At 59.7% G+C, this 20,009-nt stretch carries 21 protein-coding genes; 12 read left to right on the forward strand and 9 right to left on the reverse strand.

Annotated features, from left to right (window positions below; all coding sequences use genetic code 11):
* Positions 1-26 precede the first annotated feature (26 nt).
* The 12 genes from EM858_RS27295 to EM858_RS04920 all read left to right on the forward strand — a co-directional run bounded on the left by EM858_RS27295 (position 27) and on the right by EM858_RS04920 (position 9,380).
* Entirely contained in the window at positions 27-1,391 is a 1,365-nt protein-coding gene (locus tag EM858_RS27295; protein ID WP_205529895.1) for an aminotransferase class III-fold pyridoxal phosphate-dependent enzyme, read from the forward strand.
* Positions 1,388-2,155, forward strand: a complete 768-nt coding sequence (locus EM858_RS04870) for an SDR family NAD(P)-dependent oxidoreductase (RefSeq protein ID WP_127756035.1) — start codon at positions 1,388-1,390, stop codon at positions 2,153-2,155. Before EM858_RS27295 ends, EM858_RS04870 begins: the two co-directional genes overlap by 4 nt.
* Positions 2,156-2,168: 13 nt before the next feature.
* Positions 2,169-3,398 (forward strand): thioester reductase domain-containing protein, encoded by a 1,230-nt coding sequence (locus EM858_RS04875; RefSeq protein WP_127756036.1) that lies wholly within the window; start codon positions 2,169-2,171, stop codon positions 3,396-3,398.
* Positions 3,399-3,500: 102 nt separating this feature from the next.
* Positions 3,501-3,860: a metalloregulator ArsR/SmtB family transcription factor gene (locus EM858_RS04880; RefSeq protein ID WP_127756037.1), complete on the forward strand. Its 360-nt coding sequence runs from the start codon at positions 3,501-3,503 to the stop codon at positions 3,858-3,860.
* Positions 3,861-3,862: 2 nt separating this feature from the next.
* A complete protein-coding gene (gene arsC, locus EM858_RS04885) occupies positions 3,863-4,285 on the forward strand; it encodes an arsenate reductase (glutaredoxin) (RefSeq protein ID WP_127756038.1) in 423 nt (140 codons plus the stop codon).
* A complete protein-coding gene (arsH, locus tag EM858_RS04890) occupies positions 4,278-4,988 on the forward strand; it encodes an arsenical resistance protein ArsH (protein WP_272872485.1) in 711 nt (236 codons plus the stop codon). Before arsC ends, arsH begins: the two co-directional genes overlap by 8 nt.
* A 270-nt stretch (positions 4,989-5,258) precedes the next feature.
* Positions 5,259-5,822, forward strand: a complete 564-nt coding sequence (locus EM858_RS04895; protein WP_127756039.1) for a YceI family protein — start codon at positions 5,259-5,261, stop codon at positions 5,820-5,822.
* Positions 5,823-5,934: 112 nt separating this feature from the next.
* A complete protein-coding gene (locus EM858_RS04900; protein ID WP_080817060.1) occupies positions 5,935-6,324 on the forward strand; it encodes a hypothetical protein in 390 nt (129 codons plus the stop codon).
* Between the two features lie 5 nt (positions 6,325-6,329).
* Positions 6,330-6,836, forward strand: a complete 507-nt coding sequence (locus EM858_RS04905; RefSeq protein ID WP_035260507.1) for a sigma-70 family RNA polymerase sigma factor — start codon at positions 6,330-6,332, stop codon at positions 6,834-6,836.
* Entirely contained in the window at positions 6,833-7,636 is an 804-nt protein-coding gene (locus tag EM858_RS04910) for an anti-sigma factor (protein ID WP_127756040.1), read from the forward strand. Before EM858_RS04905 ends, EM858_RS04910 begins: the two co-directional genes overlap by 4 nt.
* Before the next feature lie 3 nt (positions 7,637-7,639).
* Positions 7,640-8,284 carry a cytochrome b gene (locus EM858_RS04915; protein ID WP_127756041.1) on the forward strand — a complete coding sequence of 215 codons (645 nt, stop codon included), beginning with the start codon at positions 7,640-7,642 and terminating at the stop codon, positions 8,282-8,284.
* 346 nt (positions 8,285-8,630) lie between these two features.
* A complete protein-coding gene (locus tag EM858_RS04920) occupies positions 8,631-9,380 on the forward strand; it encodes a DUF1062 domain-containing protein (protein WP_164865311.1) in 750 nt (249 codons plus the stop codon).
* Positions 9,381-9,450: 70 nt separating this feature from the next.
* Here EM858_RS04920 and EM858_RS04925 read toward each other — a convergent pair whose 3' ends face one another.
* The 9 genes from EM858_RS04925 to EM858_RS04965 form a co-directional block, all read right to left on the reverse strand.
* On the reverse strand, positions 9,451-10,149 hold the full coding sequence (locus EM858_RS04925; RefSeq protein ID WP_127756043.1) for an aldolase/citrate lyase family protein: 699 nt from the start codon (positions 10,147-10,149) through the stop codon (positions 9,451-9,453).
* Between the two features lie 12 nt (positions 10,150-10,161).
* Positions 10,162-10,968: an SDR family oxidoreductase gene (locus tag EM858_RS04930; RefSeq protein WP_080817066.1), complete on the reverse strand. Its 807-nt coding sequence runs from the start codon at positions 10,966-10,968 to the stop codon at positions 10,162-10,164.
* 9 nt (positions 10,969-10,977) lie between these two features.
* A complete protein-coding gene (locus EM858_RS04935) occupies positions 10,978-12,654 on the reverse strand; it encodes a hydantoinase B/oxoprolinase family protein (RefSeq protein ID WP_127756044.1) in 1,677 nt (558 codons plus the stop codon).
* A 12-nt stretch (positions 12,655-12,666) separates the two neighbouring features.
* Positions 12,667-14,730: a hydantoinase/oxoprolinase family protein gene (locus tag EM858_RS04940; RefSeq protein WP_127756045.1), complete on the reverse strand. Its 2,064-nt coding sequence runs from the start codon at positions 14,728-14,730 to the stop codon at positions 12,667-12,669.
* A gap of 145 nt (positions 14,731-14,875) precedes the next feature.
* Positions 14,876-15,814: a nitrogen assimilation transcriptional regulator NAC gene (gene nac / locus EM858_RS04945; RefSeq protein ID WP_127756046.1), complete on the reverse strand. Its 939-nt coding sequence runs from the start codon at positions 15,812-15,814 to the stop codon at positions 14,876-14,878.
* 327 nt (positions 15,815-16,141) lie between these two features.
* On the reverse strand, positions 16,142-17,350 hold the full coding sequence (locus EM858_RS04950) for an aspartate transaminase (RefSeq protein ID WP_127756047.1): 1,209 nt from the start codon (positions 17,348-17,350) through the stop codon (positions 16,142-16,144).
* 36 nt (positions 17,351-17,386) lie between these two features.
* Positions 17,387-18,130 (reverse strand): ABC transporter ATP-binding protein, encoded by a 744-nt coding sequence (locus EM858_RS04955; RefSeq protein WP_127756048.1) that lies wholly within the window; start codon positions 18,128-18,130, stop codon positions 17,387-17,389.
* The gene (locus tag EM858_RS04960) at positions 18,120-18,893 is read right to left on the reverse strand and encodes an ABC transporter ATP-binding protein (protein ID WP_127756049.1); all 774 of its coding nucleotides are present in this window, start codon (positions 18,891-18,893) and stop codon (positions 18,120-18,122) included. Before EM858_RS04960 ends, EM858_RS04955 begins: the two co-directional genes overlap by 11 nt.
* A complete protein-coding gene (locus EM858_RS04965; protein ID WP_080817073.1) occupies positions 18,890-19,876 on the reverse strand; it encodes a branched-chain amino acid ABC transporter permease in 987 nt (328 codons plus the stop codon). The genes EM858_RS04960 and EM858_RS04965 overlap by 4 nt, the downstream gene beginning before the upstream one ends.
* Between the last annotated feature and the right edge of the window lie 133 nt (positions 19,877-20,009).

Consider the following 20,009-nt stretch of genomic DNA (forward strand, 5'->3'; position numbering starts at 1 on the left):
CCGGCCTAACTGGAGAAAGCACAGCCATGATCACGGACACAGACAGCAAGCTGACGCTGAAGATTTCGCGCGATTTCTACAAGCGCCTCTGGGAACTGATGCCGGGTGGCACCCACTATAATTTCGGCGATGCCGAGCGCGCCTTCGTGGTGCCTTTCAACAAGGGCCGCAATTCCCGCGTATGGGATCTTGATGGCAACGAACATCTGGACCTGTTCTGCAAATTCGGCGCGCTTTTCGTCGGTCACCATAACGAGGCCTATAACGAGGCGCTCATCCGCTACATGGAAAAGGTCACCTCCGTCGATACCTGCGATCTGGAGATCGAGGTGGCGGAACTGATGATTAAGCACATCCCCTGCGCCGAAATGGTACGCTTTTGCCTGAGCGGCACGGAGGCGGTGCAGAATGCGCTGCGGCTTGCGCGCGGCTTTACCGGCAAGAACCGTTTCATCCGCTTCCATGGCCATTATCACGGCAATGCCGACAACGTCATGGGCTTCCGCAAGAAGGACAATCTCGATTTTCCCGTGCCGGAAAAATACCAGGGCGACATGCTCGATACGCTCGGCCGTGCCGAAGGCGTGCTCGAAAGCCAGAGCTTCATGCTGCCGTGGAACGATATCGATGCGCTGGAAGCCACCATCCGCCGCTACGGCAACGAAATCGCCGCCGTGCTGATGGAGCCGATCTGCATCAATGGCGGCGGCATCTTCCCAGTCGAAGGTTATCTGGAGCGGACCAAGGAACTGTGCGAAGAGCATAATATCGTTCTGATCTTCGACGAGATCATCACCGGCGTACGGCTGGGTCTCGGCGGCGCGCAGGATATTCTCGGCGTCACGCCGCATCTCGCCACCTTCGGCAAGGCGCTCGGCGGCGGATCGATGCCGATTTCCGCCATTGCCGGCCGGCGCGATATCATGGACCTCTATACGCGCGGCAAGGTCATCCATGCCGGCACTTTCAACGGTTATCCGCTGGGTCTCGCCGCAATCAAGGCGACTTTCGATATCGTCGAAAAGGACCCGGGTTGCTACGACCGGATGCGCCGCTACACCGAGCAGATTTCGGGCGTTTTCACTCGCGCGGCCAAGGCCGCCGGCATGCCGCTCGTCATTCAGGGCATGCCGACGGCGCTGGTCTATCACTCGCAGGAAGAGCCGGTGGATCGTTCCGAAGGCTATTCGCACAAGGTGAAATTCTGCGACATCATCATCCGCGAGGTGAGCAAGCGCCACGGCATCCAGTTCTCGCCGCTGTCGCGCATCTATTCCAACCTCCTGATGAACCAGGACGATGTGCATTTCTTCGAGGAACGCATCTCCGATGCGCTCGTCAATGCGCGCAAGGTCATGGAAATCGCCTTCAAGGACGAGGAAGTCGCGTGAGCCAGCAAATCGCGGTCGTGACCGGTGCTTCCGGCGGCTTCGGCGCCGCCATTACCCAATCCCTGCTGGAGGTGGGTTATGCGGTGGCGGCGACGGATATCGACGTCGCCGCGCTGCAGCGCCTTGCGCGGGAGAGGGGAAATCCGGAGCGCCTCGGCATTTTCGCCATGGATGTGACGGACCATGGCAGCGTTGAGCAGGCGTCCGGCGCCATTGCCGATAAAATGGGACTGCCGGTGACCGTGCTGGTCAACAATGCCGGCATTCTCGACCGCACCTATTGCGTCAACGATCGCAGCCAGACGCAGTCCCGCAAGGTCATCGACGTCAACCTTGCGGGCGCGTTCAACTGCACCGGTGTTTTCACACGCTCGATGGTGCGCCAGCGTTACGGGCGCGTCATCAACATCGCCTCGATTGCGGGCATCTGGGGGGCAGGGGGCGGGGCGGCTTATGCCGCCTCCAAGGCCGGTCTCATCAAGGCTTCGGAATCCTGGGCGCAGGAACTCGGGCAGTTCAACATCAGCGTCACGGCGATTGCGCCGGGCATCTGCAAGACCAACATGTCGAAGCCTTTCGAGCAGGAAGGCATCAACGACACGGTGGCCGATGAACGTCTGGTGCGCTCCATCGTGCCGGTCGGGCGCTGGGGCACGCCTGAGGATGTGGCGGAAGTCGTGACTTTCCTCGCCACCTGCAAAACCAATTATCTCAATGCCGCGGTGATCCCCATGGATGGCGGCATGCGGGTCGGAACACTGTGAACGGAGATCGGCGATGACATATCAGAACGACGTGGAAAATATCCTGCTGACAGGCGCCACCGGTGTGATGGGCGGCCGTCTGCTGCAGGAATTATTGAGCGCGACGAAAGCGACGATTTATTGCCTCGTGCGCGCGGCCGATATGGCGGAGGCGACGAGCAAGATCGAGAGCGTGCTGTTCTGCTACGACGAGGAGCGCAGCCTCAAACAGGAAGCTGCCGCACGCATCGTGCCGGTTCTCGGCGATGTTTCCAAGTCTCATCTTGGCCTGCAACGGCAGGTGTGGCGCGACCTCGCCGCCAGGATGGATATTGCGCTGCATTGCGCGGCCAATGTCAATCTGATCGCCTCCTACAGCAAGATTGCGCCGGTCAATGTCGGCGGTTCGGCCAATATGGTGGAGTTCTGCCTCGAGGGGAAAATTCCCCTGATGCACACATCGAGCTTCAGCGTCATCGGCGACAAGCTTTATGAGGATTTCACGCTTTATGAGGATGCGCTCGATGTCGGTCAGCGTTTTCCCGACATGGATTACGAACGCTCCAAATTCGAATCGGAAAAGCTGATGCATGCCGCCGGGCAAAAGGGCCTCGATTTTATCATCGTGCGGCCGGGCAATATCTGGGGCGACAGCCGCACCGGCCGCTATCCGCTGACCCAGACCAAGGTGAAGGGTATTTATTACGAGGCCGTTCGCGCCATCGTGGAAACCGGCTTCACCTTCGCATCGGATGAGGATTTCGACATCACGCCGGTCGATTACGTGGCGCGGGCAAGTCTTTACCTCGCCATGAACTGGCGCGCGCATAACCGCCGCACCTTCAATCTCGTCAACCCGAGGCCTATCGACTGGAACACGCTGGTGGAACAGGTGCGCGATTGCGGTTACGTGGTGCGCGAACTCTCGCGCGACAATTATTTCGATGCGCTCAATCAGGGCCGGATGCTGCGGGAGGGCAAGGCTTACAGCTCGGCCTTCACCGATCTGCTGTCGATGCTGGGCAATGGCGACTATGTACGCGACAGCGGTAAATACGATACCGCCAACGCCCGGAAGGCGCTCGGGGGAAGCGGAATTAGCTGCCATGAATGCGATGTCATGCTGATGATGCGCTATCTCGACTATGCCTTCGAAAAAGGCTTTCTGCCGCTCGCCGGTAGCGGCTTTCCGCTGGCTGAAATTTCGAGGACGGTCGTGCCGCGCGGTTTCATGGAGCGGCTTTACGACGCGAAGCTCGCTTAAGCGCTTTCAGGGGCAGGGCGAGGGGAATTCCCTCGCCTTGACTAACCGACCATGACGACATCCGGTGCTTGACACATTTAATATATCTATTATTCTGGATATATGGATAATAGTAGTGCCATAACCGCGCTTGGCGCGCTCGCCCAATCTACCCGACTGGAAACCTTCCGGCTTCTCGTGCGCCACGAGCCGGATGGCATTCCGGCCGGTGAGCTTGCGCGTCTTGTCGACGTTCCCCAGAACACGATGTCGGCGCATCTCGCCACGCTTTCCCGGGCCGGTCTGGTCAAGAGTGAGCGGCAAAGCCGGTCTATCATCTATCGCGCCGATCTTGACGGGTTGCGGCTGCTGACCCTGTTTCTGCTGAAGGATTGCTGCGGTGGTTCGACCGAGCTTTGCGCGCCGTTGATTGCCGAGTTGACACCCTGCTGCAGCCCGCAGGCGAAGCCCGAAAGGCAATAACCATGGACGCCACGATTTATCATAACCCGTCCTGTGGGACGTCGCGCAACACGCTGGCGCTGATCCGCGCGGCAGGGATCGAGCCGACCGTGATCGAATATCTGCAGGAACCGCCCACACGCGAAAAGCTCGCAGGAATGATTGCAGATGCGGGCCTGACGGTGCGCGAAGCCATGCGCGAGAAGGGGACGCCTTATGCCGAGCTCGGTCTCGGCAATCCGGACCTGACTGACGACCAGTTGCTCGATGCGATGAAGAAAACGCCGATCCTCATCAATCGCCCCTTTGTCGTAACACCGCTCGGCACCAGGCTCGCCCGTCCTTCAGAGGTCGTGCTGGACATTCTGCCGGACACGTTCAAAGGACCGTTCTTCAAGGAGGACGGCGAGCAGGTCCTCGATAGTGAAGGAAATTGCATTGCCTGACAGGTTTCCCGCGTTGCAGGCGCATCACCTGCACGGCATTGACCCGGAGGCTCTGCGTCCGGCGTTTTCGACCCATAAACCACGCATCCTGATCCTTTATGGCTCGCTACGCGAGGTGTCCTATAGCCGTCTGCTGGCATTCGAGGCTGGGCGGCTGCTCGAACGGCTCGGTTGCGAGGTTCGGATATTCGATCCGACGGGCCTGCCTTTGCCCGATGAAGCGCCGGCCAGCCATGCCAGGGTGCAGGAACTGCGTGAACTTTCAGAATGGTCGGAAGGACAGGTCTGGGTAAGCCCCGAACGCCATGGCGCGATGACCGGCATCATGAAGTCGCAGATCGACTGGATTCCCCTTGCAATCGGTTCTGTACGGCCGACACAGGGCAAGACGCTCGCCGTGATGGAAGTGTCAGGCGGCAGCCAGTCCTTCAACGCCGTGAACCAGATGCGAATTCTCGGCAGATGGATGCGGATGATCACCATTCCCAACCAGTCCTCGGTGGCAAGGGCGTATCAGGAATTCGACGCGGAAGGACGGATGAAGCCGTCATCCTATTATGACCGGGTCGTGGATGTCTGCGAGGAACTGGTGAAATTCACGCTGCTGACGCGTGACGCTTCCAGCTATCTCACAGATAGATATAGCGAACGCAAAGAGTTGGCAGATGAACTTGAGAAACGTGTTTCGCTAAAATCAATCTGACAGGGTGAGTTTTGTTCAACCTTTCGGCGGGCATTGCAATGAGCAATAGTCGCATAAATCCGGAACTACATCATCAAATAAGTTCCATAATCTATCTTATGCGATTATTGTTTGTGGATTGAAGCTATCTCCCTCATGGGTGTTTTCCCGGCACAGTCAAAGGCGGTCTCTCCTATGGGCGGGATTTTGACGGTCCGCCGGCGTGGTGCGGATTAAACCTCTTCCTGTGGTGTTCTCCTGAGTGCGACTACTCATGAAGGAGCTTGCGCCGTGAAATATTCCTCCATCACTCTCCTTATCGCGACATTGGTTTGCACGCCGGTCTCTGCCAATCCATTCTCGTCGGCGGCCGGACGCTATCGTATCGATCCTGCCTCTCATATCCGCTTCTCAATTGCGCAGGTTGCCGGTCCCGGGATCAAGGGCACAATTCCCGATATTTCCGGCCGCTTCGACATCGACCCGGACCAGCCGGCCAGATCTTACGTGGAAATCAGTCTCAACCCTTCCAGCGTCCAGACCGGGCAAGAGCGGGTGGAAAATTTCCTGCGATCCAGCGCGGTTTTCAATATCGCCGTCTATCCGCAGATAGTGTTTCGCTCCAGCCGCGTTACGCAGGACGGACCGCGCAGCGCGGTGGTTGAAGGTATATTGACAGCCAGAGGCATATCCAGACCCGAAACGTTTCACGCGACATTCATTGAACAACAGAAGGGATCCGTCACCTTCCACGTCACCGGCAATGTTGCACGCCTGCCCTATGGCATGGGTGTCGGAGTGCCGCTCTATTCGAATACGGTCGCATTCGACATCGATTTGAAGGGTGTCAGATAAAGGCGCTGGGGCATCAAAAAATCGAGCGGCGGTGGGATTAAATGCCGCGGGCGGGTGTTTGTCTAATATCGGGCATGTCGTCCGATCCGTCACCCTTAAGAGGACTATCGTCATGCGTGCACGTCATTTCGTTCTGGCCGGCGTAGTAGCGCTTGCCGCCACCGCCGCCCTTGCCGAACCATATGCCGGTGGCGCCGTGGTTGAAAAGGCAACGGCCAAAGGCACGATCCTGACCGACGCCAAGGGCATGACACTCTATACATTCGACAAGGATACCAATGGCGTGTCGGTCTGCTACGACGGCTGCGCAAAGAAATGGCCGCCCCTCGCCGCCTCGAAAACCGACAAGGCGGATGGCGACTATAAACCAATCTCCCGCAAAGATGGTACGATGCAATGGTCGCATGACGGGAAGCCGCTCTATCGCTGGCAGATGGACAGGAAGCCCGGCGATGTCACGGGCGATGGTGTCGGCGGCGTCTGGCATATTGCCAAGGAATAGTGTCCATGCCGGATTTTCTGGACGAGATGACGAGTTGCATACCAGCGCTTCGCCGTTATGCGAATGCGCTCACGCACGACCGTGACACGGCTGACGATCTCGTCCAGGACTGTCTGGAAAGAGCGATCCGTAAAAAGGCGCTGTGGAAACCGCAGGGACCTTTGCGTCCATGGTTGTACCGGGTGCTTGTCAACGTCTACCGCAACAATCTGCGCGGACGAAATCGCCGGCCCTCGCAAATCCCGATCGATGATGTTGCGGAGCAGCTGTTCGTGCCGGCGGCGCAGACGGGCAGGATTGCGCTTGCCGAAATGGCCCGTGCCATTGAAAAACTGTCCGGCGAACATCGCGAGGCTCTGCTGCTCGTCGTCGTCGAGGGCCTGAGTTACGCGGAAGCGGCAAATGTTCTTGAAATTCCGCTGGGCACGCTGATGTCCCGTCTGGGCCGGGCCCGAACGGCCCTCGCCCGGATGACCCAGGAAGACCAGCCAAATCTCAAGGTGATAAAATGACCGGCAGCGAGCCGCAGATAACCGAAGCCGATCTGATCTCTTATGTCGACGGGCAGCTCGAAGACCGGCGGCGTGACACCGTTCGTGCCCACCTCGCCTCCAATCCGGTCGACGCACGCAAGGTTGCGATGTGGCAGCAGCAGAATGCGACGCTGACGGCTCTCTACGGCCCTCTTGATACCGACGCCCTGCCCGAGCGCCTTGATGTCTACCGCATCGAGCGGCGCCTGCGGTCGCAGCGCGCCGATTGGCGTAACATGGCGGCGGCATCCATCCTCATTCTGGCGGCGGCATCCATCCTCATTCTGGCCGTTGGCTTGGCAGGCGGCTGGTTCGGACGCGGGCTGGTGTCTCAGCTCGCAGAACCTGGGCACTCTATCGTGGCGGATGCAACGCAGGCACATAAGCTGTTTGCGAGCGAGGTTCTGCATCCGGTGGAAATCCGGGCAGATGCGGAGAATGCTTCCAGCCTGCCGAAATGGATTTCGAAACGGCTGGACCGCAAACTGAACATTCCCGATCTCACCCGCCACGGTCTGTCCCTTGTCGGCGGCCGGGTGCTCCCCAGTTCAGAAGGCGCCGCCGCACAGCTGATGTATGAAGATAAAAGCGGGCAGCGCGTCACTCTTTATATCGTGGCTGCAGCCGATTCGAGCGACACCGCCATGCGGCGCTCCAGCGTTGGTTCACTGGAGGCCATCTCCTGGGACGACGAATCCATCCGCTGCGCTTTGGTCGGCAACCTGCCGTCCGACCGCATGGACGCCATCGCAAAAGATACCTATCAACAATTGAGCTAGCCGATGAGATATTTCGAGGATCATTCCGATAGCGTATCAACGCGGGAACGGCCGTGGCGTAATACGCCCATATCCTACGGATTGGTGGCGATCTCGTTCCACTGGACAATCGCGGTGCTTTTCCTGGCGCAGCTTGCGCTGGGATATCTGATGAGCCGCGACAATATCGACCCGGTTCTTCAGTTCGACCTGTTTCAATATCACAAGTCGATAGGATTTCTGGTGCTGGCCCTCGCCGTGCCGCGTTTCCTGTGGTCGGTTTTCAGCAGAAAGCCGCAGGCTCTTGAAGGTGATGGGCTGGCATCGAGGTTCGCCGCGCGGGCCGCTCACGCCGCATTGCTGTTCCTTACGCTCACCGTTCCACTCGCCGGCTGGGCGATTGCGTCGACCTCGCCTCTGCAAATCCCCAGTTACGTCTTTGATCTCATTGTCGTGCCGGGCTTGCCCCTGCGGATTTCCGATCAGGCGGAGGCCTTCTGGAGCGAGGTTCACGCCACCCTAGCCTACCTTGCCGCAGCCATCGTATTGCTTCATGTGGCGGCGGCGTTATGGCACCATTTCATCCGCAAGGACGCGATTCTCCGACGTATGCTTCCCTTTCCGACAGCCGCAGATAACAGGCGCAAAACCGCCGCCTCTAACGAATAAATGCACGAGCCATTTTTATTTAAATATCTGTTTTCGTTTATTTTTACGAAGTGCAGCATCCGTCCGATGACGTCGTTTGAACCGGGAAGAATGCGGGTCTCGTGACGTTGCATAAAAGTCGCATCACAACGGCTTTCAGACTCTTCGCCGCGCTGGATGACTCTGTTTCGGAGCGATCGTTTGTTATTGTTGCCGCCGAAGAGCATTGGCGCATTGAGGTAGACTTTGCCTAAGTAAATACCGGTCTCAATCCAGTTTCACCCGTATTGCCGGATAGCCACAGGCTGTCGGCGTATGATCATGTTCATCGGGTGGTGGCAAGAGACCGGTCTGGCATTGTTACAATGTGCCCTGCGCAGTTCCGCTGTCTCAGCTCTTCACCACCCCAGAACACCGCCATGCCGTTCCCGTAAGGGTTTTCTCCTGCACCATCTTGGTGGACTTCCGAATGGAAGACCAAGAGACTATGTGCAACTTACTTCGGGTCCAATGGACCATTACGCCACGAACGGCGCCCCAGCCCTGGCTTGCATGCAGCGGATGCGGCGGCCTGAGGGCATTTCAGACCAGCGGCAAGATCCGGCTTAACGCCAATGGTCGCAAGCTGGATGCCTGGCTTATCTATAGATGCATAATCTGCGACAAGAGCTGGAACAGGCCGATTTTCGAGCGGCAGAATGTCCGGGACATAAGCCCTGCCGTTCTCGAAGCGCTGCAGTCCAACGATCCGCGATGGATAAGGGCGGAGACATTCAATCTCGAAGCCTTGAGACGTAAATCGCAGCGCGTCGATGAGTTTCCCGAATTCGATATCGTGAAACAGATACGGGATGAACCTCCCGACTGGGTGATGGCGGAGATCGATCTCACTGTTCCGTTTCAGGCCGGCATACGCCTTGACCGTCTGCTGGCGTCTGAACTGGGGCTTTCGCGGTCGATGCTGCAGAAGCTTCAGGATGACGGTTCGCTTCGGACGCAGTCCAACCGTTCCGATCTTTTGCGGCGGCGCGTTAAAAACGGCACCCGGATTGTGATTGTGCGCTGCGACGGCTTCGATCCGGAGCATTTGTGGAAATCCGTGACGGCGGAATTCTAACGGCATAACGAGGGCCTGAAGGTTCAGGCCCTCGCTTGCGGCATCGAATCGGAAAATCCCCTGCTCCGCCTCAGGCGAGCGCCTTCTTCACCGCAGCGAGACCACGGCGCAGGAACGGATCGGAATGGACGTAGAAGAATTGCACGCCGCGTTCCCGCCAGTGCGGCATTTCATCCAGCGTCGCGAGCGTTCCCGCAATCTTTCCGGCCGCACGTATCTTGTCGACGGCGACTGCGACCTTCTCCATCACCACCTCCGGGCGCGGCTCGCCGAATGGCGGCGCGGGCGGATAGCCCATGTCCTGCGAAAGATCGCCGGGGCCAATGAAGAAGACGTCGATGCCCTCCACCGTCAGCATCTCGTCCAGAGCATCGATCGCATCGACGGTCTCGATCATGGCGATGACAAGCCGCTTCTCATAATCCGACGGCAGGGCGTAACGCACCGCATCGACAATCGCGCGGGCCTCCTCGGCATTGCCGACCATGGGCACCATGATCCCGTCCGCGCCGGCATTCAGATAGCGGATGATGAGCGGCCGCTCGTGCGAATGCGGGCGTACGATGGCAGCACCACCAACGGCGCGCACCACCTGCCCGGTCGCCCGCACATCCTCGAAACTCCACGTGCCATGCTCGCAATCGACGAAGACCGCATCGGCACCCAGCTCCACCAGCCGGGCGGAAAGGCCCGACGACGTATGGTGCGGGGTGAACATGCTGATAGCCTCACCCGCCGCAAGACGGGCGCGCAGCTTTGCTCCATTCATGGAAGTCTCTCCCTAGTTCTTTTTCGGCATATCCGGCGTGTCGTCCGGCGCGCCCACCCAGCGCGCGACTTCGATATCCTTCGATGTGTCACGCATATGGGTCGGGCAGATGTGCAGTTCCGGAATGACTGCGCTTTTGTTCAGGCTGGCGCAAAGCAGGATGGCGCGGGCCACGTCATGCGGATCCATCATCACGGCGCGTTCTTCCTTGAGAGGCGGACGCGCGCGGTTGTTCATGATCGGCGTATCCGTCTCGCCCGGCAGAATGGTCGTCGCCCGGATACCCTGGTTGCGATAGGTATTATGCAGGAAGGTCATGAAGTTCTTCACACCCGCCTTCGCCGCACCATAGGCCACGCCGCCCAGAAGATTGGGATTGAGGGCGGCGAGCGAGGAGACGGTGATGATGGTCCCCTCACCCTTTGCGATCATCTCCGGCAGCACAGCCTGCGTCAGGTTGAACACGGCCGTCAGATTGACATTGATGGTGGCGTTCCACTCCTCCTCGCCAATGAAGCGGGCGTTGAGCACCTTGCTGGCGGAGCCGGCATTGTTCACCAGAATATCGATGGGACCGACGGCCTCGCCGATAGACTTGACCGTGTCGAAGATCGCCTCGCGCGAGGCGATGTCGAGCGTGCGGGCGATGGCCTTGCCCTTTTTCTTCTCGATCAGTTCCGCGACCTCGCGCAGCGGATCCAGACGGCGGCCGGTCAGAACGACCGTCGCCCCTTCTTTCGCCAGCAGAATTGCGGTTTCGCGGCCGATGCCTGAACCGGCGCCGGTTACCAGCGCAATTTTTCCGTTCAGCAGTCCCATTCTCGTCTCCTATTCGGCTGCGGCAGCAATGGCGCCAGAATAGCCGAAGATTTCTTTCGCCGCCTTCGCGGTTACCAGACCTTCGGAAATATCCTGTTCGATCAGCGCGCGCGAACGCTCGCTGGCCCTGCCCCAGCCGCCACCGCCGGGTGTCTGGACTTCGAGACGTTCGCCGGTCTGAAGAACCACCTTGCCCTTGGGGAAATGCGACTTGCCCTGTTTCATCACCTTGCCGGCGGAACCACTCTGGCCTTCCACCACGCCAAAGCAGGGATGGCGGACGCGTTCCGATGCCAGATAGATGTTCATCGGGTTCCTGCCGAGATTGCGCAGAACGACACGCTGGCCAAGGCCGCCGCGATGTTTGCCGGCGCCACCGGAATCGGCGATGAGTTCCTTGCGTTCCGTCAGGACCGGAACGGCGACCTCGAACATTTCGATGGCCGTGACCTTGCAGTTGGAGGGGAAGCTCAGCGTATCCAGCCCGTCGAATTGCGCGCGCGCGCCCTGCCCGCCGTGGAAATTCTGCACGGAGGCATATTGGCTTCCATCGTTGCGCTGGCCAACGCAATTGGCAGCCCAGATCGGCGCGCCGCCGCTGTCGCCCAGAACCTTTTCCGGCACGATGCCTTCCAGCGCCTTGAAGATGAGCGAGGGAATGACGTGGCCGATGAGGTTGCGCGAATTGCCCGCCGTCCATTCCTGCGGATTGAGAATGCAGCCGAGCGGCGCTTCATCCGTGATCGGGACGATGCAGCCCTCATTATTGGGCGTTTCGGCATCGAGCAGGCATTTCAGCGCGTAGACCGAATGGGCGTAACGGTAGTTCGTGCGGCAGTTGATCGAATGCAGGACCTGATCCGACGTGCCGGTATAATCCACATGAATGGAATCGTCCCTGACGATCACCGAGGCTTTCAGCTTGACGTCGACATCGTAGCCGTCGAGCAGCACTTCGGCGGAATAGGTGCCGTTCGGCCATTCGCGGATCGCCTTGCGGGTCTGCGCCTCGGAGCGGGTGTGGATGGCGTTCGCCAGCCCGTCGACATCGTCCAGCCCGTATTCATCGAGGAATTTCACCAGTTCGCGGCCCATGACATTGTTGGCGGCGATCATCGATTCCAGATCGCCGCGCACTTCCGTGGGAAGGCGGACGGAGGCTGCGATGATATCGAACACGTCCTCGTTCGGAACGCCGGCCTTGAGCAGCCTGACGATGGGGAAGCGGATGCCTTCCGCGAAAATGTCGCTGGCTTCCGAATGCAGCGGCGCGCCGCCAATATCGGGAAGATGGGCGATGGATCCCGCATAGGCGACGACCCTGCCATTCTTGAAGATCGGCGTGATCATCGTCACGTCAGGCAGATGGCCGGTTCCGATTTCCGGATCGTTGGTGGCGAGAACGTCGCCCTCTTCCAGCATCTCGACCGGAAACTTCGGCAGGAAATATTTCTGCGCCGCTGCGGGCAGCGAGGTTATGAAAACCGGGATCGACCAGGTGCATTGCGCCAGCGCCCTGCCCTTACTGTCGAGAAGTACCGTGACGTAATCGTGGTTCTCGCGCACGATCGGCGAAAACGCCGTCTTGCCGAGCACGTTATCGGCCTGATCCGCGATGAAGATCAGGCGGTTCCACATGACCTGGAGGTTGATCGGATCGTTGAAATCGGTTGCGGGTTTCGACATCTGACTGCCCTCTTAGAGAATGTTGATCACGAGATTGCCATGGGCGTCGACATGGAAGGCGCCGCTCGGTCCGACAACGGCCGTCGATTCACGCTGTTCCACAATGGCAGGCCCCTTCACCTCGTGGCCGACCGGCAGCTTGTAATGGTCGTAAACCGAGGTTTCGACATAACCGCCCGCCTCCTGAAAATAGACCTGCCGGCTGCCCTTCCGGGCTTCGGCAACGACGGTCTCATGCGGCCGGGTGACCTGATCCTTTTCGCCGCTGGCGCGCAGACGCCAGGTGATGACTTCCAGCGGTGCGGCCACCGTGCGGCCGAACAATTCGCGGTAGAGCTTGAAGAAACTGCCGCGCAATTCTTCGAGGAAGAGGTCCTTCGGCAGGTTGCGATCAGGAAGGACCACCGTGATCTCGTGTCCCTGCCCCACATGGCGCATATCCACGGTATAGCGATTGGTGATCGTCTCCTTCGGAACGCCGGCGGCCGAAACCACTTCCGCGCCCTGAGCGGAAAGATCGTCGAGCAGGCGGTTCATCGCCTCGATATCCCAGGTATCGAGCGCCATCGGATGGCTCGCGGAGAGATCGACGGCGACCGGCGCGATCAGCAGGCCGATGGCGGAGCTGACGCCCGCGCCGGTCGGGCAGATGATGCGGGAAATGCCGAGCTTGCGGGCGATGCCATAGGCATGGACTGGCCCTGCCCCGCCGAAAGCGACCATCGGCAAAGAGCGCGGATCGACGCCGAGATCGGTGGCATGCATGGCAGCCGCCTTGCTCATGGATTCATTGACGAGATCGTGGATGCCCCAGGCGCAACGCTCGACCGACACATCGAGCGAAGCGGCCAGTTTCGACATCGCCTGCTGCGCGGCGTCCTTGGACACCTTGAACGAGCCGCCGACGAAGGATTCCGTTCCCATGTAACCGAGCAGAATATCGGCGTCGGTCACCGTGGGTTCTGTTCCGCCGCGCTGATAGGCGGCCGGACCCGGCATGGCGCCGGCGGAATGCGGGCCGACATCGAGAAGGCCGAGCGGGTTCTTCGCCGCGATGGAACCACCGCCAGCGCCAATCTCGATCATCTGGATCGACTGGATTTTCAGAGGGAAACCGGAGCCCTTGCGGAAGCGCTGGTAATGCGCGACTTCGAGATCGGTCCCGACATTCGGCTCGCCTTCGGGAATGAGGCAGAGCTTGGCGGTGGTGCCGCCCATGTCGAAGGAAAGCACGCTCGCTTCGCCCGCCGTGCGGCCGAATTCGGCGGCGGCGACAGCACCTGCCGCGGGTCCGGATTCGATCAGGCGGACAGGAAGTTCGGCAGCGCGTCGGCTCGGCACAAGACCGCCCGAAGAAGTCATCCACAGTACCTGCCGGTCGATGCCCCTGTCGGCGAATTCCCGTTGCAGATGGGCGACGTGGCCGGACATTTGCGGGCGGGTATAGGCATTGACCACCGTTGTCGAAGCGCGGTCGAATTCACGCATTTCCGGGCAAACTTCGGAAGACAAAGATACGAAGATATCCGGGTCTTCCTCGCGCAGAAGGGCGGCGACGCGCTGCTCGTGCTGCGGATATTTGTAAGCGTGCAACAGGCAGACTGCCACAGAGCGGATGCCCTTTTCCTTCAGACGTCCGGCAATCTCGCGAACGGTCTCCTCCTTCAGTTCCGTCATCACCTCGCCATCGGCGGCGATGCGTTCTTCGGCACCGAAGCTGTTGGCGCGGGTGACCAGCGGATCGGGATATTTGATGTTCAGATCATAGAGATCGTAACGCCCCTCGTTGCGGATGCGCAGCATATCCTGAAAACCGTCGGTGGTGACGAAACCCGTCTCCACGCCCTTGCGCTCCAGCACGGCATTGGTGACGACGGTGGTTGCGCCAAGCACCTGCAGGTTTTCGATAGCGATCGCATCGCCATGTTTTTCAAGCAGTTCCGATACGCCCTGCACAACGGCCTCGGCCGGATTTTTCGGCGTGCTCAGGACTTTATGGAGGTGAAGTTCGCCGCTGTCGTCCAGAAGCGCGAAATCGGTAAAGGTACCGCCAGTATCGAAAGCCAGTTTTGCCATTGTTTCCCTCGAGCGACCATGCAGCCTCTTTGGCTGCCTTGTGGACCCAAATTTGAATCCGTTCACTGATGGAAAATTGAAGCCTTCAGCCAGCCTTTACCAACACAACCTCGGTCTGCCGCCATAGGGTTTGCTTATAGCGAATTCAGATGGCGCGAATGCCGGGGTGGTGGCCGCTCTTGAGCTTGGTGACGATCTCGAGAAGCACGGAACGCGCCGCCAGCGCCGGCTCGGAAAGCGGCATATGATCAGAGACGCAAAGCGAAACCGTGGCGTCGATGACGGGGGTTGTGAGCGGGTGCAGCTGCGCGCCACTGAAGCTTGGGGTTTCCAAAACCACCGAGGCGGGAAGGATCGTCGAGCCGAGGCCGTCCAGCACCGCAGCGCCCAAAGCAGGCACGGATTCCAGTTCTGAAATGACCTCCGGCTTCGAGCGCGCCCGCGCCAGCCCTTCGTCGATGAGCCGGCGAAGGAAATGCGCCTTGCTTGGCAGCAACATCGCGTGGCCATCGAGTGCCGAGAGCGGAAGCGGTTGACCGGGTTCGGTCGGCAGCTTCATGTCGGCTGGCGAAACGAGGAACATCTCCTCCCGGAACAGCGGCTCCAGCGTCACGCCCTTGATGGGATCGGAGGTGTAGATGAGCGCCATGTCCATCTTGCCGGTCATGATCAGCTCGCTGAGGATATGGCCGAAGCTGTCATTGATATGGACCGTGATGGCGGGAAAACGCGCCCTCATCTCCTTGATGAGGGGCAGCGACAGCGCGCTCGATGAGGAATAGGTGGCGAGCCCGATGGAGACGCGGCCGGAGAGCGAGCGGGCCGAGCGATCGATATCGGTCTGCGCCTGCTCGATCTGCTTCAGCATGATCTGCGCATGGCGATAGAGGATCAGCCCGGCCTCGGTTGGCGTGATGCCGACATTGCTGCGCAACAGAAGCTGATGCTTGAAATGCTGTTCCAGCGAGGCGATCTGCTGCGACAGCGCCGGCTGCGCCACACGCAGAATGCCGGCGGCACGCGAAACGCTGCCGGTATCGACGATCTTGACGAAGCTCTTGAGTTTTTTGAAATCGACGCTCATCGGTCCCCACTTTTTGGAGAAATCCTAGCGCATTGATGCGGAAACAGGAATGGATTTCTGCGAGGACGATGCGTAATTTCAATGGGATAGGTGTTCTTCGGGATATGTGCAGGTGCATGACACAGATTTGCGCGTACAACTACAACTCCACCTCCGTCATTCCGGCCCCGAGGCGGAATCCAGTCGACGCGCGTCTGCGCGGCGGGACAAGTCTTTTCAGCCCAAGGATTTGGGCTGGCCGGATTCCGGCTCAAGGCCGGAATGACGGAAGGTGAAAAGCGTCACGAACCGTTGTAAAGGCGCGCCTGTTTATGGGTCCGATTTGCCCTATCTTAGCGCCGCCACCGCCCGTTCGATGCGGTCGCATGCATCCTCCAGCACCTCCATGGAGGTGGCGAAGGAAATGCGGAAATAGGGCGACAGGCCATAGGCGGCACCCTGAAGAGCCGCCACGCCGACGCTGTCGAGGAGATAGAGGACAAAGTCGAGATCGTTTTCGATCATCTTGCCATCCGCCGTCGTTTTGCCGATCACCCCGGCGCAGCTCGGATAGAGGTAGAAGGCCCCATCCGGAACCATGCAGGAAAGGCCGGGGATCGCGTTCAGGCGCGCGCAGGCGTAGTCGCGCCGCTGTTTATAGACCGCGACGCTTTCCGTCACGAATGTCTGGTCGCCGGAAAGCGCATGGGCGGCGGCGGCCTGGCTGACGGAGGACGGACAGGATGACATCTGCGACTGCAACTTGTTGATGGCGGCGACGAGTGCTGCCGGCCCTGCCCCATAGCCGATCCGCCATCCCGTCATGGCATAGGATTTTGAAACGCCGTTGGTCAGAAGCACGCGGTCCTTCAGTTCTGGAACGACGGCAACGAGGGTTTTCATGGGCTCGTCCCTGAACCAGACCTGATCGTAAATATCGTCGGAAAGGACCATGACATGCGGATGGCGCAGCAATACTTTGCCCAGCGCCTTCAGTTCCGCTTCGCTATAGGCAGCACCCGTCGGGTTCGAGGGGGCGTTGAGGATCAGCCACAACGTCTTCGGGGTGATCGCCGCTTCCAGCGCTTCGGCCGTCAGTTTGAACCCCGTTTCCTCCGGGCATGCGACGATGACGGGCGTGCCGTCATTGGCGATGACCATATCGGGATAAGACACCCAGTAGGGAGCCGGGATGATGACTTCGGCGCCATTTTCCACACTTGCCATCAGCGCCAGAAACAGGATCTGTTTGGCGCCGCCGCCGACGCAGATTTCGCTATCGCCATAGGTGATGCCGAGACGTTTCTGGAAGTCGCCGATGATCGCCTTGCGAAGCGCCGGCGTGCCGTTGACGGGGGTGTATTTGGTCTCTCCCCGGTCGATGGCGGCATGCGCCGCGGCCTTGACGGCTTCCGGCGTATCGAAATCCGGCTCGCCCACCGTCAGGTCGGCGATATCGCGGCCGGCCGCCTTCAATTCACGGGCGCGGGCTGCCGCCGCCGTGCTCGGCGATACCTTTATTCTCGACACGCGTGATGCTGGCACGAAAGTGCTCATGGTCTTTCCTCGTCTCAATCTAAAGCTTTGGACCAGTCAGTGCGCGGCTTCGAGTTCGCCGCGCATCTTTCCGGTCAGGAACAATTCGCCCAGTTCGTCATGGGTGATCTCCGCCGGCGTGCCGTCCCAGATCACCTTGCCGAGACGGAGGATCACGGCGCGCTCAGCCACCTCCATGGCCTTTTTGGTGTTCTGCTCGACAAGCAGGATGGTCATGCCGTTCGCATGTAGCCGCAGCAGCTCGTCGAACACGATACCGATTGCGGCCGGCGACAGGCCAACCGAGGGCTCATCCACCAAAAGCACCTTCGGCCGCTGCAGAACCGCCATCGCCACTTCGAGCAATTGCTGCTCGCCGCCCGACATGTTGCCTGCGAGCGTCGAGCGCCGCGTCTTCAGGATCGGGAAAAGGTCGTAGACATAATCCCGGTCCGCCTTCACTTTTGCATCGCGAATGGTATAGGCGGCCATGTGCAGGTTTTCATCGACGGTCATGACCGGGAAGTTGCAACGGCCCTGCGGTACGAAGGATATGCCCTCGCCCAGAATGGCGCGCGACAATAATCCGGCGATGTTCCTGCCGCGCCAGTCGATGCCGCCTTCCTTGATGGTCGTCATGCCGTAGAGCGTCTTGAGCAGGGTGGATTTGCCCGCACCGTTCGGCCCCATGAGGGCCACGAACTGCCCGGCCGGCACATCCAGATCGACGCCGTTCAGGATATCGAGATTGCCGTAACCCGCGCGCAGGCCCTTGATGGAAAGATTGCTGTCAGCCGCCAAGATAGGCCTCCCTCACACGCTGGTCCTGAATGATGTCATGCGGCAGTCCCTCGACCAGTTTCGTTCCCTGATCGAGCACGACGACACGCTGGCAAATGCTGGTGACGACATCGATATTATGTTCGATGACGAGGAAGCTCACGCCGAGCGATTTATTCGCATATTGGATCGTCTCCACCACGCGCTCGATGATCTTCGGGTTGATGCCCGCCATCGGCTCGTCGAGCAGGATGAGCTTCGGTTCCGGCATCAGCATGGAGGCGAACTGGATGAGTTTCTGCTGGCCGCCGGACAGATTGCCGGCGGGCTGGTGGCGAACGTCCCAGAGGCCCGCCATCTTGATCAGCTCGCGTGCCCGCTCTCTCAACCCGGTCACGCGGCGGCGCGACATGCCGCCGAGACCGAAGGTCGACAATAGCGAGGGAAAGGTGAACATCTGGCCGGCGATGATGAGGTTCTCCTCCACATCGAGCGCCTTGAAGGTGACCGTTTTCTGGAACGAGCGCAGCATGCGGCCTTCGCGGGCGATGCGGTTAAGCGACCAGCCGGTGATGTCCTGCCCGTCCAGGATCACCTTGCCGGTGTCCGGCCGGGCAAGCCCGGTGCTGCAATCGAAGAAGGTGGATTTTCCGGAACCGTTGGGGCCGATCAGCCCGGCGATCTCGCCGCGATTGATGTGCATGCTGACATCGTTGACCGCCTTCACCGCACCATAGGACTTGCTGAGGTTCTTTATCTCGAGGATGGGAAGATGAGCCGTCATTTCGAGCCTCCGATCGCGTTCCAGAAGCGATTGATCAAGGGAGCGAAACCCTTCTTGAACCAGAAGACGAGAACGAGAAGGCAGAAACCATAGGCGATCATCCGCACTTCAGGAGCCACACGCAGCGCCTCGGTCAGTCCGACGAAAAGCAGGCTGCCGAAGACGGTTCCGGAAATCATGCCAGCACCACCGCCGAGGACGATGATGAGCATCGTCGTGGAATAATACATCTGGAAGGTCAGCGGGCTGACCACCGTGAGATAATGGGCATAGAGGCTGCCCCCTACCCCGGCAAAAACCGCGCTCAGCATGAAAACGATCAGCTTGTAACGCCAGGTGGGGACACCGAGGGATTCCGCCAGCGTCTCGTTTTCACGAATGGCGACCATGTTGCGGCCGGCCGGCGAGCGGACGATTGCCCATGCGGCAAGCGTTCCCAGCACGCAGATGGCCAGAGCCAGATAATAGAAACTGGTGGTTCCGCTGACCGTGAAGGAGAGCGGGCCAAGCTCGAAATAGGGTTTCGGGATGCCGGAGAGGCCCATGTCGCCCCGTGTCAGCGAAATCCAGTTCTTGGCGATTGCCTGGCCGATGATGACGAAACCGAGCGTACACATGACGAAAGAAGTCGAGCGAAGACGCAAAGCCGGAATGCCGAGCGGCAGGGCAAGCGCGCCGGAGACAAGGCCGGCGGCAATGAGGTTCACGTAAAACGGCGTTTCATAGTGAACCGCCAGCAGGCCGGCGGTATAGGCGCCGATGCCGAAGAAAGCCGCCTGCGCCAGCGACAGCAGACCGGTATAGCCCACAAGCAGGTTGAGTCCGTGCGCCGGCAGCATGAAGATGAGCGCGATGATGAGCGAATGGGTGACGTAACGCGTGCCGATGAAGGGCGCGGCGAGTGCGACGACAATCAGGACGGCGGCGAGCGGAATGCGCAGATCGCGGCGGCGTGCCTGGGGAACGGTGTCTGTGAGAGACATGTCTAGTCCTCAAAATTCGAGTAAATTCGGCGGGCGCGGCTTCCAGAGCGTTTTGGCTTTTCTTCGAATCGCCAAAGCGCTCTAACTCTTTATTTTTCCGCATTTCCGGACGGAAAACCGGGTCCACTTTTCC

Source organism: Agrobacterium sp. CNPSo 2736, assembly GCF_004005385.1.
Classification (GTDB): Bacteria; Pseudomonadota; Alphaproteobacteria; order Rhizobiales; family Rhizobiaceae; genus Agrobacterium; species Agrobacterium leguminum.

Coding starts and splice junctions, on each gene's coding strand:
- EM858_RS27295 (WP_205529895.1), top strand. CDS start 27: ATGATCACGGACACAGACAGCAAGCTGACGCTGAAGATTTCGCGCGAT.
- EM858_RS04875 (WP_127756036.1), top strand. CDS start 2,169: ATGACATATCAGAACGACGTGGAAAATATCCTGCTGACAGGCGCCACC.
- EM858_RS04880 (WP_127756037.1), top strand. CDS start 3,501: ATGGATAATAGTAGTGCCATAACCGCGCTTGGCGCGCTCGCCCAATCT.
- arsC (WP_127756038.1), top strand. CDS start 3,863: ATGGACGCCACGATTTATCATAACCCGTCCTGTGGGACGTCGCGCAAC.
- EM858_RS04900 (WP_080817060.1), top strand. CDS start 5,935: ATGCGTGCACGTCATTTCGTTCTGGCCGGCGTAGTAGCGCTTGCCGCC.
- EM858_RS04905 (WP_035260507.1), top strand. CDS start 6,330: ATGCCGGATTTTCTGGACGAGATGACGAGTTGCATACCAGCGCTTCGC.
- EM858_RS04910 (WP_127756040.1), top strand. CDS start 6,833: ATGACCGGCAGCGAGCCGCAGATAACCGAAGCCGATCTGATCTCTTAT.
- EM858_RS04915 (WP_127756041.1), top strand. CDS start 7,640: ATGAGATATTTCGAGGATCATTCCGATAGCGTATCAACGCGGGAACGG.
- EM858_RS04925 (WP_127756043.1), bottom strand. CDS start 10,149: ATGAATGGAGCAAAGCTGCGCGCCCGTCTTGCGGCGGGTGAGGCTATC.
- EM858_RS04930 (WP_080817066.1), bottom strand. CDS start 10,968: ATGGGACTGCTGAACGGAAAAATTGCGCTGGTAACCGGCGCCGGTTCA.
- EM858_RS04935 (WP_127756044.1), bottom strand. CDS start 12,654: ATGTCGAAACCCGCAACCGATTTCAACGATCCGATCAACCTCCAGGTC.
- EM858_RS04940 (WP_127756045.1), bottom strand. CDS start 14,730: ATGGCAAAACTGGCTTTCGATACTGGCGGTACCTTTACCGATTTCGCG.
- nac (WP_127756046.1), bottom strand. CDS start 15,814: ATGAGCGTCGATTTCAAAAAACTCAAGAGCTTCGTCAAGATCGTCGAT.
- EM858_RS04950 (WP_127756047.1), bottom strand. CDS start 17,350: ATGAGCACTTTCGTGCCAGCATCACGCGTGTCGAGAATAAAGGTATCG.
- EM858_RS04960 (WP_127756049.1), bottom strand. CDS start 18,893: ATGACGGCTCATCTTCCCATCCTCGAGATAAAGAACCTCAGCAAGTCC.
- EM858_RS04965 (WP_080817073.1), bottom strand. CDS start 19,876: ATGTCTCTCACAGACACCGTTCCCCAGGCACGCCGCCGCGATCTGCGC.